Below are 16056 nucleotides of genomic sequence, written 5' to 3' on the forward strand. Positions count from 1 at the left end.
GCCCCTGATCAGGCGGCGCGCCGCGAAGCCCAGGATGGCGCACGCGAAGCCCAGGAGCGCCGCGCCTTGATCGGCGTCAGGGCCTGCACTTCCTTGGCAAGCGCAATCGCATTTTCGCGCGCCTTGTCGAGGTTGCTGACGCGGGCCTCGTCCATCGACTGCAACGTTCCGCCGCAGTCGAAGATTTCGCGATAGGCAACACGTTCGACGATCGGCGTGTCGAGCACGGAGACGCCGCGCGAGGCAAGCAGCGTCTTGATGGTCTGCAGCGCCCGCGTCGTCACCAGCGAATTGACGCGGGTGAGCACGACCGAATGGTTGATGCGAACCCGGGCCCTCTCCTCGATCTGGCGGATAAGTTCGAGGATCTGCACGGCACCACGCGCGTCCATGGCACAGCCCTGAACCGGGATCAGCACCTGGTCGGAAAGGGCCAGCGCCAGCGCGACGATCTGGTCCTTGGCGCCGGCGAGGTCGATGATGATGTAATCGGCCTCGTCCTTCATTTCCCGGATATGACATTCCAGCGATGCCGGGGTGATGTGGGAGATGACCGAGAGATTGGCGATCTGGCCGGAGACTTCCGCCCAACTGGTGATCCAACGCTGCGGATCGGCGTCAAGAACTACAACGCGGTGTCCCTGCCTTGCCAGTTCCGTCGACAGGATCAGCGCCGCCGTCGTCTTGCCCGCGCCGCCCTTTGCATTGGCGAAAGTGATGACCGCCATCTTATTCCTCATTCTATCCTGTGTTCCCGCGCCCTGCCCGACCGAAGCGTCGAGCGAGCAGTGCCGCTTAATAGAACCTTTCAGAACATGGTTAACGAATTGGAAATTTTCGCTGGCGAAGATTAACACCATCCTGCCCAATCCGCAGGCAGGACACGAAAAAGCCCGGAAAACTGGTGGTTTCCCGGGCTTCAAGAAAATTGACGCTCAGAGGCTTGTGGGCAATGCGCCCCGCCTCAGATGCATTCCCTGAACAGCTTCTTGGCCGCATCGAGCGTCAGCTCGACCGGGTTGCCGCCGGCGGTCGGATCGACGATCGCCATTTCCGACATCTCGTCGATGCGGTCGGTGCCGACACCAAGTGCTGCGAGCTTGTCGGGAACGCCGAGTTCTTCGCGCAGCTTCAAGACATAGTCGTAGAAGCCGTCGAAGCCGCCGGAGATGCCGAGATAGGCGGCCGCGCGCACGATCTTGTCCTCGATCGCCGAGCGGTTGAAGCGCAGCACCGGCGGCATCACCACGGCATTGGTCATGCCATGATGGGTGTTGTAGATCGCGCCGACCGGATGCGAGAGCGAGTGGATGGCACCGAGCCCCTTCTGGAAGGCCACAGCCCCCATGGCGGCCGCACTCATCAAGTTGGCGCGGGCTTCGATATCGGTGCCGTCCTTGTAGGCGCGCGGCAGGTATTCCTTGACGAGCCGCATGCCTTCGAGCGCGATACCCGCCGACATCGGATGATAGAACGGCGAGGAATAGGCTTCCAGGCAATGGGCAAAGGCGTCCATGCCGGTGCCGGCCGTGATCACTTTGGGCATGCCGACCGTCAGTTCCGGATCGCAGATGGTAACGGCGGGCAGGAACTTCGGATGGAAGATCACCTTCTTCACGTGGCTTGCCGAATTGGTGATGACGCTGGCGCGACCGACCTCGGAGCCGGTGCCGGCAGTCGTCGGCACGGCGACGATCGGCGCGATGCCTTCGACGCTCGCACGCGTCCACCAGTCGCCGACATCCTCGAAGTCCCAGACGGGCCGCGTCTGCCCGGCCATGAAGGCCACGCACTTGCCGAGGTCGAGGCCGGAGCCGCCGCCGAAGGCAACGACGCCGTCATGGCCGCCGTCCTTGAACGCCTTGACGCCGGCGGCCAGGTTGATGTCGTTCGGGTTCGGATCGACATCGGCGAAGATCGCCCGGCCAAGGCCGTTGGCCTCGAGAATATCGAGCGCATTCTGCGTGATCGCCATCGGCGCCAGGCCACGGTCGGTGATCAAGAGCGGCTTCTTCATGCCGGCCGCCTTGCAATGGTCGGCAAGCTCCTTGATCCGGCCGGCGCCAAACCTGATGGCGGTCGGATAGCTCCAGTTCGCGGTGATCGTCATGCTGTGACTTTCTTCAGATGGTAGGATTTCGGACGGGTAAGGTTCTGGAAGCCGATGACCGAAAGCGAGCCGCCGCGGCCGGTTTCCTTGACGCCGGTCCAGCAAAGCGCCGGATCGAGATAGTCGGCGCGGTTCATGAACACGGTGCCGGTTTCAAGGTCGCGGCCGATGCGCGAGGCGCGGTCCGCATCCTTGGTCCACAGCGACACGGTCAGTCCGTATTGGCAATCGTTCATCAGCTCGATCGCCTGGCTGTCGCTCTTTACCTTCATGATGCCAACGGCTGGGCCGAAGGTTTCTTCGCGCATGAAGGCCATGGAGTGATCGACATCGACCAGCACCTGCGGCGCGAGATAGGCGCCGCCATCGTCCTGCGGGAACAGCTTTGGATCGACCAGCGCCTTGGCGCCCTTCGAGATCGCGTCGGCGATCTGCTCGCGCACCGTTGCGGCAAAGCGCTTGTGCGCCATCGGCCCCAGCGTCGTTTCCGGGTCGAGCGGATTGCCGAGCTTGTAGTTCGACACCCAGGCGACCGACTTCTCGACGAAAGCGTCGTAGAGCGATTCATGCACATAGATGCGCTCGATGCCGCAGCAGCACTGGCCGGAATTGAAGGTGGCGCCATCCATCAAGGTGTCGACCGCCGCATCGAGATCAGCGTCTTCCATGACGTAGCCCGGATCCTTGCCGCCGAGTTCCAGGCCAAGGCCGGTGAATGTGCCGGCAGCCGCGCGCTCGATCGACCGGCCGCCTTCGACCGAACCGGTGAAGTTGATGAAGTCGAAGCTTTTCGCCGCGATCAGTGCTGCCGTCGTCTCGTGGTCGAGGAAGACGTTCTGGAACACATCGGCCGGAACGCCGGCCTCGACGAAGGCGCGCACCATGCGCTCGCCGACGAGGATCGTCTGGCTGGCATGCTTGATGATGACGGTGTTGCCGGCCATCAGCGCCGGCGCGACCGTGTTGATCGCCGTCATGTAGGGATAGTTCCACGGCGCGATGACGAAGACCACACCATGCGGCTCGCGTTCGATACGGCGGCCGAAGCGGTCGCTGTCCTCGACGAGGATCGGCTGCAGCGCATCGGCGGCAATCGAGGCGACGTAGTTCGAGCGCTCGTTGAAGCCCTTGAACTCGCCGCCGTAGCGCACCGGCCGGCCCATCTGCCAGGCAAGCTCCGGCACGACCTCGTCGACCATCTCGTTGAGACGGGCGACGCCGGCCAGCACCAGGTTGACGCGCTCATCCAGCGGACGGCGGGCCCAGGCCTTTTGCGCCTGGCGGGCGTGGGCGACGGCCTGCTTGGCAAGCTCCAGCGGCAACGCCGGGCGTTCGGCATAAACTTCCCCGTTCACCGGAGAAATACACTTGATCATGCTCATGATCGTCTTCCTGCTTCCATTTCGAATGACGGCGTGGCCGGCCCCGGTAGCGGGCCGGCCACTGAAACTTGAAATTCCGGCCCTGTCAGGCCCGCTCGAAACCGCGTGCCACTTCCCAATCGGTGACGCGGCGATCGTATTCTTCCTGCTCCCACTCGGCCGCGCGGACATAGTGGTCGATGACCTCGTCGCCGAAGGCTGCACGCAGCATCTTGGAGCCGGTCAGCGCTTCCGTCGCGGCCCGCAAGGTACGCGGGATCTCGCGCACGTTCTTGCCGCCATAGGCATCGCCGACAAAGGGCGCTTCCAGTTCCATCTTGCCTTCGATACCGGAAATGCCGGCGGCGAGCAAAGCGGCGAAAGCGAGATAGGGATTGAGGTCGGAGCCGCCAACGCGGCACTCGATGCGGATCCCCTTGGTGTCCTCGCCGCACAGGCGATAGCCGGCCGTCCGGTTGTCCTTGCTCCACACCGCTTTCGTCGGCGCAAACGTACCGGCCATGAAGCGCTTGTAGGAGTTGATGTAGGGCGCGAGGAAATAGGTGATCTCGCTGGCGTGGCTCAAGAGGCCGGCGACATACTGGCGCATCTGCTCCGACATGCCGTATTTGCCGTCCTTGTCGAAGAATTTCGGCGTCTTGCCGTCGGCGCTCCACAGCGACTGGTGGATGTGCGACGACGAGCCCGCGGCCTGATAGTTCCACTTGGCAAGGAAGGTGATCGCCTTGCCGCGCGACCAGGCGATTTCCTTGCAGCCGTTCTTGATGATCGCATGCCGGTCGGCCATCGTCAGAGCGTCGGCGTAGCGCACATTGATTTCTTCCTGGCCGGCAGACGCCTCGCCCTTGGAATTCTCGACCGGAATGTCGGCGCCCTGCAGGCCGTTGCGGATCGCCCGCATCACGTCTTCTTCCTTGGTGGTCTGGAAGATGTGGTAGTCCTCGTTGTAGCCGCTGACGAGCTGCAGGTCGCGGTAGCCGGACTGGCGCGCATCGTCATAGGTCTGGTCGAACAGGAAGAATTCGAGCTCGCTCGCCATGAAGGCCTTGAGGCCCATGGCCTCCAGCCGGGCGATCTGCTTCTTCAGGATGGCGCGCGGCGAGTGCGGCACTTCGGCGTGTGTGTGGTGGTCGAGCATGTCGCAGAGCACAAGCGCGGTGCCCTCGAGCCACGGAATACGGCGCAGCGTCGAAAGGTCCGGCTTCATCGTATAGTCGCCGTATCCCTTCTCCCAGCTCGTCGCCTTGTAACCGGAGACCGTTTCCATCTCCATGTCGGTTGCCAGCAGGTAGTTGCAGCTATGCGTTTCCTGCCAGGCGCTGTCGACGAAATATTGCGCGTGGAAGCGCTTGCCCATCAGCCGGCCCTGCATGTCGACCTGGCAGGCGAGAACCGTATCGATGCGGCCCGCGGCAACATCCTCTTTCAATTGCTCGAACGAATAGCTCATCAAAATTCATCCCATGTTTCGGCAAGCGGCCGTTCCCGTGGCCGCAAAAAGAAAGGCGGAAGCTGCAGATGCGCTTCCGCCCATTTTATTGTTGCTTAGATCTGGCCGACCGCCTTTTCGGCAGCAGCGATTTCCGCCTGGCGGCGTGCGACTTCGTCGCCGATCGGCGGGCCGCGGAAGCGGCGCTTTTCGAAACCGAACCAGATGATCGCGGTCAGGACCAGGAAGCCGACGGTGATGTAGAGCGCCCAGTCGTTCGGCGGCTGGATGCCGAGAACGAAGATCAGCGCCATGGCGATGATCGAGAGCACCGCAAAGATCTTGAACATACCCTCGCCCAAGTCCCACGGGCCCATCTTGTCCCACTTCGACGTGCCCCAGGCGAAGAGGCCGAGCGTGATCGGGATCGCGAAGGAGAAGAACAGGAAGATGACCGTGCACGACACGACGATCGTGTAGACGGGCGTCTCGCCGATCGCGACCAGTGACGAACCCCAGACAAAGAGCACGGCGAGGATCGAGCCGGTCCAGATTGCTGCCACCGGCGTGCGGTAGGTCGGGCTGACCTTGGCGAGCGCCTTGGAGGCCGGCAGACCGCCGTCACGCGAGAAGGCGAAGATCATGCGCGAGACCGAGGTCACGGTTGCCAGGCCGCACAGCCACTGGCTGACGAGGATGGCGAGGTAGAGCACGTCCTTCATCACAGGGTGGACCTGTGCGTCCATGGCCCAGAAGAACACGTTCCAGCCCTGCTTGGCGGCTTCGTCCATGTTCGGGATCATCAGCACGAAAGAGCACAGCATGATGTAGCCGAACAGCGCCGACCACAGCACCGACGAGACCATGCCGCGCGGCACGGATTCGGCAGCTTTCACGGTTTCTTCCGAGGTATGCGCCGACGCATCGTAGCCGGTGATCGTATAGATCGGCAGCAAGAGACCGAGCAGGAAGACCCACGAGCCCGAGGTTGCCGGCCAGACATTGCCGCCGGCTTCACCGGAATAGTTGGAGAAGGTGAAGAGGCGGGCGATGTCGTAGCTGTCGGCAACGGCAAGGCACACGACAGCGAGCAGGATCGACGTTGCGAAGATCAGGTAGCCCGAGAAATCGGTGAGCTTGGCCGTGAGCCCAATACCCATGTGGTTGACCAGAGCCTGGGCGCCGGTGATGACCGCCAGGAAGATGATCCGCGTCAGCGTCGTATCCTCAAGGCCGAAATACGGTGTGCCGAACGAGCCCATGAAGAAGTAATAGGTGCCGACATTGATGGCGCCCAACACAGTAACGAGACCGAGCAGGTTGAACCAGGCGGTCAGCCAGCCGGTGAAGCGGTTGCCGAGGATCGAGCCCCAGTGATAGAGGCCGCCGGCGGTCGGATAGGCCGAGCTGATCTGCGCCATGGCAACGGCAAAGACGAGCGAGATGAAGCAGCCGAGCGGCCAGCCGATGCCGATGGCGGCCCCACCCGCACCCGACGTTGCCTGGGCCAGCGAATTGATGCCGCCGGAGAGAATGCAGATGATCGAGAACGAGACCGCGAAGTTCGAGAACCGGCTCATTCGCCGCTCGAGCTCCTGGGCATAGCCCATCGAATGCAGGACCTGCATATCCTGCTTTTTGTCGAGATCACTGTAGTCTGACATTTTTCTTCCCCTGATTTCTTCAGACCCGGCCGCCCCATTGCGGCAGGATCCCATCACTACCTGCCCCGGCAAGCCGGAACAGGACCGCGGCAAAGCCGCTCCCCAGGGTCTTTTATTGTGCTGAAAGTGCCGCCACGCCTTGGCTGAGCAACCCTTCCAGATAATCGGCCATGACCCTCTGGCCGATCTCGTTTCGAATGAGATCGTTGCGGATCTCGATCATCACATTCGGCAATCCGTTGTGGACGCCGTATTCGATCAGGCTATGCGTGACACCGTCGGCCGGCCCGTATGGCTCGTTGCGGCGGATGTCATAGGCAACCTTGCCCTTGGTGGCGAAGGTCAGCATCTGGTCGGCGAGCCGGCTGTCGGCGTCATGCAATATGCCGACCTCGACTGAACGCGGCTTGCCGAAATAGACCGGCGTGAACGAGTGCATGGTGACAACCACGGGCGGCTTGCCCTTGGCCTTGCGCTCGGTGACGAACCGGCTGACGGCGTCGTGAAACGGCAGGTAGATCTCGTCGACACGCGCCTGCCGCTCGTCCTCTGCCAAATCGCGGTTGCCGGGAACCTCGAAAACTTCGCTGACGGCAGGCATGGCGCCGTCGGCCTCCGGCGGACGGTTGCAATCATAGGCAAGGCGCGAGAAGCGCTGGTAAATCAGCGCCGCATCGAGCTTGCGCGACAAGAGCTCGGCAACGGCGAGCGCGCCGGGATCCCAGGCGATGTGGCTTTCGAGCGCCTGCTGCGAAAGGCCGAGAGACCCCAGCCGTTCGGGCACCCGGCGCGATGCATGTTCGCAAACGAGAACGATTTCGCCTCTGCCGGCCGCATTCTCGATCGCAACCGGATCGCCATCTGTATCGGTCAAAAGTCGCGTCAACACCGGCATCCCCTCTTGCCCCGTTAGACGTTCATTAATGAAAAGATTTGTTCAGAGATTAGCCAGTGTCAATCGAAATCTGAAACGATCTCTTCAAAATTGCGATTGACTCCAATTGTGACAGCGATGTTTAATCTGTCACAAACTGGCATTAGACCAGTTCAGGGGAACCGATTTGACCAGCAAGGCGACATCCACGACGGTGTCGGATGTGATCAATGCCCACTTCACCGCGCTGACCCGCGCGGAAAGGCAGTTGGCGGAGACACTTCTCGACAATTATCCGGTATCGGGACTCGGTTCGATCACCACGGTCGCCGAGAACGCCGGCGTGTCGACACCAACAGTCGCCCGCATGGTGCAAAAGCTTGGTTTCAAAGGCTTTCCCGATTTTCAGTCGCGGCTGCACCAGGAGCTGGAAGCGACGATTTCCAACCCGATCACCAAGCATGACCGCTGGGCTGCAAGCGCGCCGGGTACCCACACGCTCAACCGCTTTGCCGACGCCGCCATGAACAACATGCGCGAGACGCTGTCGCAGATCGAACCGCAGGAATTCGACGAGGCGGTAGCCCTTGTCGCCGACCGCAAGCGCAACGTCTATCTGCTGGGCGGCCGCATCACCCGCGCCGTTGCCGATTATCTCTTCACCCACCTGCAGGTCATCCGCCCTGGCGTCACCGAAATCGCCTCCAATGCCAGCGCCTGGCCGCATTACGTGCTCGACATGCGCCATGGCGACGTGCTGATTCTCTTCGACATCCGCCGCTACGAGCAGGAGATGGAGACACTCGCGAAATCCGCCCGCGACCGCGGCGTCGAGATCGTGCTCTTTACCGATCGCTGGAGTTCACCGGTCGCCAAATCCGCCTCCAAGGTCTTCCGCTCGCAGATCGAGGTGCCGTCCGCCTGGGACAGTTCGGTGGTCATCCTGTTTCTGGTCGAAGCGTTGATCGAAGCCGTGCAGAGCTCCAACTGGGACGCGACACGCGACCGGATGAAGACGCTCGAAGGGCTGTTCGATTCGACCCGCATCTTTCGCAAACCGGTTTAGGAGGGACAGCCGGAACGTTCACGAAGTTTTATGCACATGTGTCTCAGTGAAGGCGCCGTGTCGGAAAAAGATTTGTTCTTCCAACGACATGGGCGGCGCGAACAGACAGATCGCTGTCACACAAGTTTCATAGCATCTCTTTAACAGCATCGCCGAAATTGACTGAAAACCCATAAGGAGAACGCCAGTGATTTCAACGACTCAACGCCTGCTCTCGCTTTCCACCGCCATTCTCTTGGCAACGACGGCCATTGCCGCTGCCGAGCCAAGCGCAGAGCTCATCGAAGCTGCCAAGAAAGAAGGCATGCTGACCACCGTTGCCCTGCCCCACGATTGGTGCGGCTATGGCGACGTCATCGCCGCGTTCAAGGCCAAGTATCCGGAAATCCAGGTCAACGAACTGAACCCCGACGCCGGCTCTGCCGACGAAGTCGAGGCCGTCAAGGCCAACAAGGACAACAAGGGCCCGCAGGCGCCTGACGTTGTCGACGTCGGCCTTGCTTTCGGTCCGCAGATGAAGGCCGAAGGCCTGCTGCAGCCCTACAAGGTGTCGACCTGGGACGAAATTCCTGACAGCGTCAAGGATGCCGAAGGCTACTGGTACGGCGACTATTACGGCGTCATGTCCTTCCTGGTGAACAAGGACCTCGTCGCCAACGCGCCGAAGGACTGGGCCGACCTCTTGAAGCCGGAATATGCCGGCCAGGTGGCACTCGCCGGCGACCCGCGCGCCTCGAACCAGGCGATCCTCGGCGTTCTCGCTGCTGGCCTCGCCAAGGGCGCCAAGTCGGGCAAGGAAGCCGGTGAAGCCGGTCTCGCCTACTTTGCCGAGCTCAACAAGGCCGGCAACTTCGTTCCGGTTATCGGCAAGTCCGGCACGCTCGCCCAGGGTTCGACCCCGATCGTCGTTGCCTGGGACTACAACGCTCTCGGCTGGGCGAAGACGCTTAACGGCAACCCGCCGACCGAAGTCGTCGTTCCTGCAAGCGGCGTTCTCGCCGGCGTCTACGTTCAGGGCATCTCGGCCTATGCGCCGCACCCGAACGCCGCCAAGCTTTGGATGGAACACCTCTACTCCGACGAAGGTCAGCTCGGCTGGCTGAAGGGCTTCTGCCACCCGACCCGCTTCAACGCCATGGTCAAGGCCGGCAAGGTTCCGCAGGAACTGATCGACGCCCTGCCGCCGGCAGCTGCCTACGAAAAGGCCTACTTCCCGACGCTCGAAGAAGTCGATGCCAACAAGGCAGCGGTCACCGGCGCCTGGGATTCCGTGGTCGGCGCCAACGTTCAGTAAGCGTTTCCACAATCATGCTGCCCCGGCCGGTTTTCCGGCCGGGGCAGATGCGATATCGATAAGCAATTCAATGAACGACCGCGTCCGTAACGCGGCTTCTCGGGGCGAACGGAATGTCATCTGCTCACACCGGCGCCAGGCCACCTGCGCGCCGTCTTCCGCTTCACTGGCTCGGCGTCCTGCCCTTTGCAGCGTTCGTGTTCCTTTTTCTGATTCTGCCAACGATGAAGATCGTGGTCGGCGCCTTCCAGACGCCTGATGGCAGCTTCACCTTCGACAACATCATCGGTCTGTTCACGCCGTCGATCCTGTCGGCCTACTGGATCTCCATCAAGATCAGCATCGCCTCGGCGCTTCTCGGCTGCCTGATCGGCTTTGCGATTGCGTCTGCCGTCGTCTTCGGCAGTCTGCCGAAATGGATCCGCGGACCGCTTTTGACGTTTTCCGGCGTCGCTTCGAACTTCGCCGGCGTCCCGCTCGCCTTCGCGTTTCTCGCAACGCTCGGCCCCGTCGGCATCCTTACCGTGTTCCTGCGCTCGAACTTCGGTCTCGACCTCAGGCTGCTCGGCTTCAACCTCCTGTCCTTCTGGGGGCTTACCGTCACCTATCTGTTCTTCCAGATTCCGCTGATGATCCTCATCATCACCCCGGCTCTCGACGGATTGAAGCGCGAGTGGCGCGAGGCTGCCGAAATTCTCGGTGCCACCGGCCTGCAGTACTGGCGCATGGTCGCCTTCCCGATCCTGCTGCCTTCACTTCTCGGCACCCTCGCGCTCCTCTTCGCCAACGCCTTCGGAGCCGTCGCGACCGCGATCGCGCTCACCGGCTCGTCGCTCTCGATCGTCCCCATTCTGCTCTTCGCCCAGATCCGCGGCGACGTTCTCGGCAATCCGCACCTCGGCTACGCACTCGCCTTCGGCATGATCGTCGTCACGGGCATCGCCAACGCGATCTACATCTGGCTTCGCGCCCGCAGCGAGAGGTGGCTGAAATGAAGAAGATATGGGCCTGGGGGGCCCTCATTTTCGGCCTCCTCTATTTCACCCTGCCGCTCATCGGCATGACGAACTTCTCGCTGAAGATGCGTCGCGGCGAGTATTCCTTCGACGCCTATGGCAAGGTCTTCAGCGATCCGCGCTTCCAGGAGACCTTCACCTATTCCATCATGCAGGCGCTGTTCACCATCGCCTTCGGCGTGCTGCTCGTGGTGCCGACGGCCTACTGGGTTCGCCTGAAGCTGCCGCGGTTGCGGCCCTACATCGAGTTCATCACGTTGCTGCCGCTCGTCATTCCGGCGATCGTCATCGTCTTCGGCTACATCCGCCTCTACAACACCTCGAGCTGGCTGCCGCTGACCGGATCGATCGCGGGCACCAACGTGCTTCTGATGTTCGGCTATGCCATCCTCGCCCTTCCCTACATGTACAGGGCCGTAGACACCGGGCTTCGCACGATCGACATCGCCACACTGACAGAGGCCGCTCAAAGCCTCGGCGCGGGGTGGGCGACCATTCTCGGCCGGATCATTCTGCCGAATGTCCTGGTCGCAGTGCTCTCCGGCGCCTTCCTGACGTTTGCCATCGTCATCGGCGAATTCACCATGGCAGCGCTTTTGAACAGGCCGGCGTTCGGTCCGTATATGCAGCTTCTGGGCGCCAACCGCGCCTATGAGCCAGCCGCCCTCGCCGTCATCGCGTTCGGCATCACCTGGGGCTGCCTCGGCCTCATCCAGCTCGTCTCGCGCTTCCAAAAAAGCGCGCCTCCCAAGGCCTGAGGATCGGTTCATATGAGTTTCCTGACACTGACCGCCATCCAGAAATCCTTCGGCCCCGTGCAAGTCGTGCATGGCTTCGACATGGCGATCGAGAAGGGCGAGTTTGTCTCGTTCCTTGGCCCCTCGGGCTGCGGCAAGACCACCGTCTTGCGCATGATCGCCGGCTTCGAGACGCCCTCCAGCGGATCCATCGTCATCAATGGCAAGGATCAGGGCGCGCTGAAGCCGAACCAGCGCAACATCGGCATGGTGTTCCAGGCCTACGCTCTGTTTCCCAACATGAACGTGCACGACAACGTCGCCTTCGGCCTGAAGGTCGCCGGTGCGCCGAAGGCGGAGACTGATACGCGCGTCAAGCAGATGCTGAGCCTGATCAAGCTCGAGCACCTGGCCGACCGTTTCCCCTACCAGCTGTCCGGCGGCCAGCAGCAGCGCGTGGCACTCGCCCGCGCGCTCGCCGTCAAGCCGCAGGTGCTTTTGCTCGACGAACCACTGTCGGCGCTCGACGCCAAGATCCGCGTGTCGCTACGCGAGGAGATCCGCCAGATCCAGCAGCAGCTCGGCATCACCACCGTCTTCGTCACCCATGACCAGGAAGAGGCGCTGTCGATCTCGGATCGCATTGTCGTGATGAATGGCGGCCGTGCCGACCAGATCGGAACGCCGTTCGAGATCTACAACACACCTGCCACCCGCTTCGTCGCCTCCTTCGTCGGCACGCTCAACATCATCGAGGCCAAGGTCGCAGACCCGGCCACGGGCGCCGTCGCCATTGGCAACCAGCAGGTCTCGCTGAAGGAGCAGATTGCCGGCATGAAGGGCGGCGACCCGATTTCGTTGGCGCTGCGCCCGGAGGCAGGCTCGATCGCCGACAGCGCCAAGGGTGATACGGCACTGACCGGTGAAGTGGTTTCGACCAGCTTCCTCGGCTCGGTCATCCGCACCAAGCTGCGGATCGGCGGCGATGTCATCTCTTTCGACATGTTCAACGACCCCGGCCTGACGCCGCCGACCTTCGGCGACAACGTCACGCTGCGTTTCGCCGCCAAGGATCTGCTGGTCATCCGCGAGTAGCCGAGCGTTGAAAGGTCAACCGTCGCTGGAATCATTTCGCCCGGCGGCGGCCGGCCTTGGAAAAATCTGTCGTAATTTCCAGGATTTTCGTCGCGCCACGCGTTTGACCACGCGTGGCCGATCTATATAGTCGGCCCTGTTCTCAGGGCGGGGTGAAAGTCCCCACCGGCGGTAGCGATCGCTACAGCGCCGCGCGTCCTAAAGACGCGCAAAGGTCGCTGTAGAACTTGAACGTGCTGCATGTTTTGCCCTTAAATCGGTGAGATTTAAGGATACATGCAGCGATCGAAGCCCGCGAGCGCCTTGGAGCCGGCAGTGGTTCCAGGGGTCAGCAGATCCGGTCAGATTCCGGAGCCGACGGTTAAAGTCCGGATGGAAGAGAGCAAGCAGGAACGTGGGCCCCATCGCGGGGTTTCGCGCGCATGCATGTTCGCCCGACGGGAAAATTGGAAACGCCAAACCCTGGAAGGCTTGAGACCATGACTATTCTTTCCCACCCCACCGCCAAGATCGCGATCGTTCGTGCCCGCTGGCACGCCGACATCGTCGACCGCTGCGTCGACGCCTTCGTCGCGCAATGGACGAAGCTCGGCGGCTCGGCTGCCGATGTCGAGATCTTCGACGTGCCGGGCGCACTCGAAATCCCGCTGCACGCCCAGAAGCTCGCCAAGACCGGCCGCTACGCCGCGATCCTCGGCACCGCCTTCGTCGTCGACGGCGGCATCTATCGCCACGACTTCGTCGCCGGCACGGTGCTCGACGGCATGATGCGCGTTCAGCTCGACACCGACGTGCCGGTGCTTTCCGCCGTGCTGACCCCGCACAATTTCCAGGAAAGCGCGCCGCTGATCGCCTTCTTCCGCGAACACTTCGTCACCAAGGGCGAAGAGGCCGCCAACGCCTGCGCCCAGATCCTCGACGCCCGCGCCAAGCTGGCGCTGGTCAACGCCTGACCTTAAGATCGCGACACAGGACCCGACAAGCCCCTCATCCGGCCTGCCGGCCACCTTCTCCCCGCCAGGCGGGGAGAAGGACGTGCGTGGCGCGCTCTCGCGTCCAAGCACCGTCATCCGATGGCCACAGCCTTTGCCACCCTACGCTGCGGTCGTCGGTACCGGCAAAGCGGATGGCGAGGCTGTCGGACGAAATAGCACCGCAGGGCTTACGGCGAGTGAAAGCGCACGCGTCACGCTCGACCGTCCCCGCTCCCCGCCTGCGGGGAGAGGGCTAGGGTGAGGGGCAGCTTTGCGCAAAACGGGTGAAGAACAAATCCAAGTGAAGGCCCGACCCCTTTCTTGAATCAACCTCTGAACCACCTGAATCGACCCGCCAGCAACGGCCCTCAAACCGCTGTTTCGACTCGACAATTCCAGCGGCTCACTGCGCCGGCTCGGCCTCGGCGAGGCAACGTTCCAACGCCTCCATGCGGTGACGATGGCCCGCCGCCTCGAAGCCGACGACGGTCACGAACGGCGCGAACATCACCACAATCAGGCAGACGGCCATGTCGACGCCTGCCATCGCCGCTGCGATCGACGCTGCCAGCACAAGCACCGTTCCGGCGAGCAGCCACGCATGCAGCGGCTCTGCCTGCCGCAGCAGATAGGCATACATGCCGTAGACGAGGCCGATGTACGCGCCGACCGGGATGACCACTGTCAGAACCGTTGCCAGCGAGCCGATATGTGCCTTGTGCTCGATGTAGTAGGCAGCGACATGCAGGCCGGCACCGGTCGCGACGATGGCGGCGAAGATGAACATGTGGCCATAGCCCCAGACGAAGGACCGCTTGCGGTGCGCATGTAGCACCTCCGCACTCGGCAGCAGGAAATAGATCCACCACATGCCGAAGGTGAGGCCGGTGCCGGCCAGGCAGACGAGCGCCACGTCGAGGTTCCAGCCCTCCCCGTCGACAACGGCGGTGATCGAGGCGACCGTGCCGACCACACCTTCGCCAAGCGCGATGATCGCCAGAAGGCCGTAGCGCTCGGCGATATGGTGCGCATGCCAGGGCGTGCCACCATACCGCGTCTCGGCGATGTAGGGCCCAAGCATCTCGATCGCCGTCAGCACCACCACCATCGCAATGGACACGCTGAGCGAGAAATCGAAGAAGATCAGCACGATCCAGCCGAGCTGGGCGATGCCGATGGCGATCACATAGGTCATGCAGGCACCGCGCCGCTGCGGATCCTGCCGGGTGGCGCGCAGCCACTGGAAGATCATCGCCACGCGCATGACGACATAGCCGAGCACCATCACGCCATTGTCGAGATGCCCACCCACGTCGATCGAGTGGAACATGGCGGGAAGGCCGATTGCCAGGATCAGCACGCCGACCATCTGCACCATGGTGACGCAGCGAAACACCCAGTCGTCAGTGTCATAGGCTGACGCGAACCAGGTGAAATTGATCCAGGCCCAACAGATGGCAAAGATCGCGAGCGTAAAGCCGATCAGCCCTGCCCTGAAATGTCCTTCGGCCATCAGATGCGCAAGTTGCGATGCCGCAAGGCTGAAAGCGATGACGAAGGTCAGATCGAACAGAAGCTCGAGCGTCGTTGCCGTGCGGTGGTGTTCATGCGTGTCGCGTCCGCTCATGCGCGCCAGGCGATGGGCTGTGGCACGGGGTGGCGTCGTGGTGGCGTCGGACATGGATCGGCATTCCTCGCAGACGGGATGATATGCAAGAATATTCAAATATTTTCAGAAGCTTCGTCAAGCGGGCAGTGCCAGATCACCCGGTTTTGGCTGAACATGAAAACGCCCGGCATCTCTGCCGGGCGTCTCGCCGCAATGCGCGAGGGAGGATCAACGTGCATGGCGGTATCAGCGCATTTCCAGGACACATGCGAAGCCGTTCGCAGCCAGGAATTGCGTAATGCGATGCGAGAGAGCGTCTCCATGGCCCGGTTCAGGCCGGAAACGCTCTCTTGCCCGGTTGAATTACTTCGCCGCGTCGAGACGATCGATCGCGTCGACATTGCCGGCCGACGGGCCGTTCGGGTCGAACTCGGAGGCGAGCCAGGCATCGACGATCGATTTGGCCAGTTCCGGCCCGATGACGCGTGCGCCCATGGTGATGATCTGGGCGTTGTTCGACTTGGCAGCCCGCTCGGCGGAATAGGTGTCGTGGGTCAGCGCGGCGCGGATGCCCGGCACCTTGTTAGCCGAGATGCAGACGCCGATGCCGGTGCCGCAAAACAGGATGCCGCGCTCGTTCTCGCCATCGACGATGGTCTGCGCCAGCTTCTGCGACAGGTCGGCGTAGAAGCCGGACTGGCTGAGGTCGCTGACCTCGAGGTCGGCCTTGCCCTTCAGGTGAGCCGCGATGACGTCGAGCAAGGGCTTGCCGGCGCTGTCTGCTCCGATTGCGATTTTCATGATGG

General features: G+C 62.3%; 14 protein-coding genes and 1 riboswitch. Of the genes, 6 read left to right on the forward strand and 8 right to left on the reverse strand.

Annotated elements, in window-relative coordinates; genetic code table 11:
- Nucleotides 1–8 precede the first annotated feature (8 nt).
- The 6 genes from AC1Q80_RS11885 to AC1Q80_RS11910 form a co-directional block, all read right to left on the reverse strand.
- Nucleotides 9–728 carry a ParA family protein gene (locus tag AC1Q80_RS11885; RefSeq protein ID WP_492360553.1) on the reverse strand — a complete coding sequence of 240 codons (720 nt, stop codon included), beginning with the start codon at nt 726–728 and terminating at the stop codon, nt 9–11.
- Between the two features lie 236 nt (nt 729–964).
- The gene (locus tag AC1Q80_RS11890) at nt 965–2110 is read right to left on the reverse strand and encodes an iron-containing alcohol dehydrogenase (protein WP_173420642.1); all 1146 of its coding nucleotides are present in this window, start codon (nt 2108–2110) and stop codon (nt 965–967) included.
- Nucleotides 2107–3492 (reverse strand): aldehyde dehydrogenase family protein, encoded by a 1386-nt coding sequence (locus tag AC1Q80_RS11895; protein ID WP_173420643.1) that lies wholly within the window; start codon nt 3490–3492, stop codon nt 2107–2109. The genes AC1Q80_RS11890 and AC1Q80_RS11895 overlap by 4 nt, the downstream gene beginning before the upstream one ends.
- Nucleotides 3493–3577: 85 nt before the next feature.
- Nucleotides 3578–4942 carry a glutamine synthetase family protein gene (locus AC1Q80_RS11900; protein ID WP_173420644.1) on the reverse strand — a complete coding sequence of 455 codons (1365 nt, stop codon included), beginning with the start codon at nt 4940–4942 and terminating at the stop codon, nt 3578–3580.
- 95 nt (nt 4943–5037) lie between these two features.
- The gene (locus AC1Q80_RS11905) at nt 5038–6585 is read right to left on the reverse strand and encodes an amino acid permease (RefSeq protein WP_173420645.1); all 1548 of its coding nucleotides are present in this window, start codon (nt 6583–6585) and stop codon (nt 5038–5040) included.
- A gap of 112 nt (nt 6586–6697) precedes the next feature.
- Nucleotides 6698–7471, reverse strand: a complete 774-nt coding sequence (locus AC1Q80_RS11910) for an N-formylglutamate amidohydrolase (RefSeq protein WP_173421056.1) — start codon at nt 7469–7471, stop codon at nt 6698–6700.
- 175 nt (nt 7472–7646) lie between these two features.
- Here AC1Q80_RS11910 and AC1Q80_RS11915 point away from each other — a divergent pair, with 175 nt between their 5' ends.
- From AC1Q80_RS11915 to AC1Q80_RS11940, 6 genes are all read left to right on the forward strand, one after another.
- Nucleotides 7647–8525, forward strand: a complete 879-nt coding sequence (locus AC1Q80_RS11915) for a MurR/RpiR family transcriptional regulator (protein WP_173420646.1) — start codon at nt 7647–7649, stop codon at nt 8523–8525.
- Nucleotides 8526–8712: 187 nt separating this feature from the next.
- Nucleotides 8713–9819: an ABC transporter substrate-binding protein gene (locus AC1Q80_RS11920; protein WP_173420647.1), complete on the forward strand. Its 1107-nt coding sequence runs from the start codon at nt 8713–8715 to the stop codon at nt 9817–9819.
- A gap of 113 nt (nt 9820–9932) precedes the next feature.
- On the forward strand, nt 9933–10814 hold the full coding sequence (locus AC1Q80_RS11925; RefSeq protein WP_173420648.1) for an ABC transporter permease: 882 nt from the start codon (nt 9933–9935) through the stop codon (nt 10812–10814).
- Entirely contained in the window at nt 10811–11593 is a 783-nt protein-coding gene (locus tag AC1Q80_RS11930; protein WP_173420649.1) for an ABC transporter permease, read from the forward strand. Before AC1Q80_RS11925 ends, AC1Q80_RS11930 begins: the two co-directional genes overlap by 4 nt.
- Nucleotides 11594–11605: 12 nt before the next feature.
- The gene (locus AC1Q80_RS11935; RefSeq protein ID WP_492360554.1) at nt 11606–12667 is read left to right on the forward strand and encodes an ABC transporter ATP-binding protein; all 1062 of its coding nucleotides are present in this window, start codon (nt 11606–11608) and stop codon (nt 12665–12667) included.
- A gap of 134 nt (nt 12668–12801) precedes the next feature.
- A riboswitch (FMN riboswitch) is annotated at nt 12802–13055 on the forward strand.
- A gap of 91 nt (nt 13056–13146) precedes the next feature.
- On the forward strand, nt 13147–13620 hold the full coding sequence (locus AC1Q80_RS11940; protein WP_209790682.1) for a 6,7-dimethyl-8-ribityllumazine synthase: 474 nt from the start codon (nt 13147–13149) through the stop codon (nt 13618–13620).
- A 424-nt stretch (nt 13621–14044) separates the two neighbouring features.
- On the opposite strand, the gene AC1Q80_RS11945 is transcribed toward AC1Q80_RS11940, so the two are convergent.
- A complete protein-coding gene (locus AC1Q80_RS11945; protein ID WP_492360555.1) occupies nt 14045–15322 on the reverse strand; it encodes a low temperature requirement protein A in 1278 nt (425 codons plus the stop codon).
- A gap of 291 nt (nt 15323–15613) precedes the next feature.
- A complete protein-coding gene (gene derI / locus AC1Q80_RS11950; protein WP_492360556.1) occupies nt 15614–16051 on the reverse strand; it encodes a D-erythrulose-4-phosphate isomerase in 438 nt (145 codons plus the stop codon).
- Between the last annotated feature and the right edge of the window lie 5 nt (nt 16052–16056).

The organism is Ensifer sp. GW823-FHT05D09 (assembly GCF_058795755.1).

What these genes read in the sequence shown, in the direction of transcription:
- AC1Q80_RS11905 (WP_173420645.1), bottom strand. Translation starts at nt 6,585, where the DNA reads ATGTCAGACTACAGTGATCTCGACAAAAAGCAGGATATGCAGGTCCTG.
- AC1Q80_RS11940 (WP_209790682.1), top strand. Translation starts at nt 13,147, where the DNA reads ATGACTATTCTTTCCCACCCCACCGCCAAGATCGCGATCGTTCGTGCC.
- AC1Q80_RS11945 (WP_492360555.1), bottom strand. Translation starts at nt 15,322, where the DNA reads ATGTCCGACGCCACCACGACGCCACCCCGTGCCACAGCCCATCGCCTG.
- AC1Q80_RS11900 (WP_173420644.1), bottom strand. Translation starts at nt 4,942, where the DNA reads ATGAGCTATTCGTTCGAGCAATTGAAAGAGGATGTTGCCGCGGGCCGC.
- AC1Q80_RS11930 (WP_173420649.1), top strand. Translation starts at nt 10,811, where the DNA reads ATGAAGAAGATATGGGCCTGGGGGGCCCTCATTTTCGGCCTCCTCTAT.
- AC1Q80_RS11890 (WP_173420642.1), bottom strand. Translation starts at nt 2,110, where the DNA reads ATGACGATCACCGCGAACTGGAGCTATCCGACCGCCATCAGGTTTGGC.
- AC1Q80_RS11885 (WP_492360553.1), bottom strand. Translation starts at nt 728, where the DNA reads ATGGCGGTCATCACTTTCGCCAATGCAAAGGGCGGCGCGGGCAAGACG.
- AC1Q80_RS11895 (WP_173420643.1), bottom strand. Translation starts at nt 3,492, where the DNA reads ATGAGCATGATCAAGTGTATTTCTCCGGTGAACGGGGAAGTTTATGCC.
- AC1Q80_RS11925 (WP_173420648.1), top strand. Translation starts at nt 9,933, where the DNA reads ATGTCATCTGCTCACACCGGCGCCAGGCCACCTGCGCGCCGTCTTCCG.
- derI (WP_492360556.1), bottom strand. Translation starts at nt 16,051, where the DNA reads ATGAAAATCGCAATCGGAGCAGACAGCGCCGGCAAGCCCTTGCTCGAC.
- AC1Q80_RS11935 (WP_492360554.1), top strand. Translation starts at nt 11,606, where the DNA reads ATGAGTTTCCTGACACTGACCGCCATCCAGAAATCCTTCGGCCCCGTG.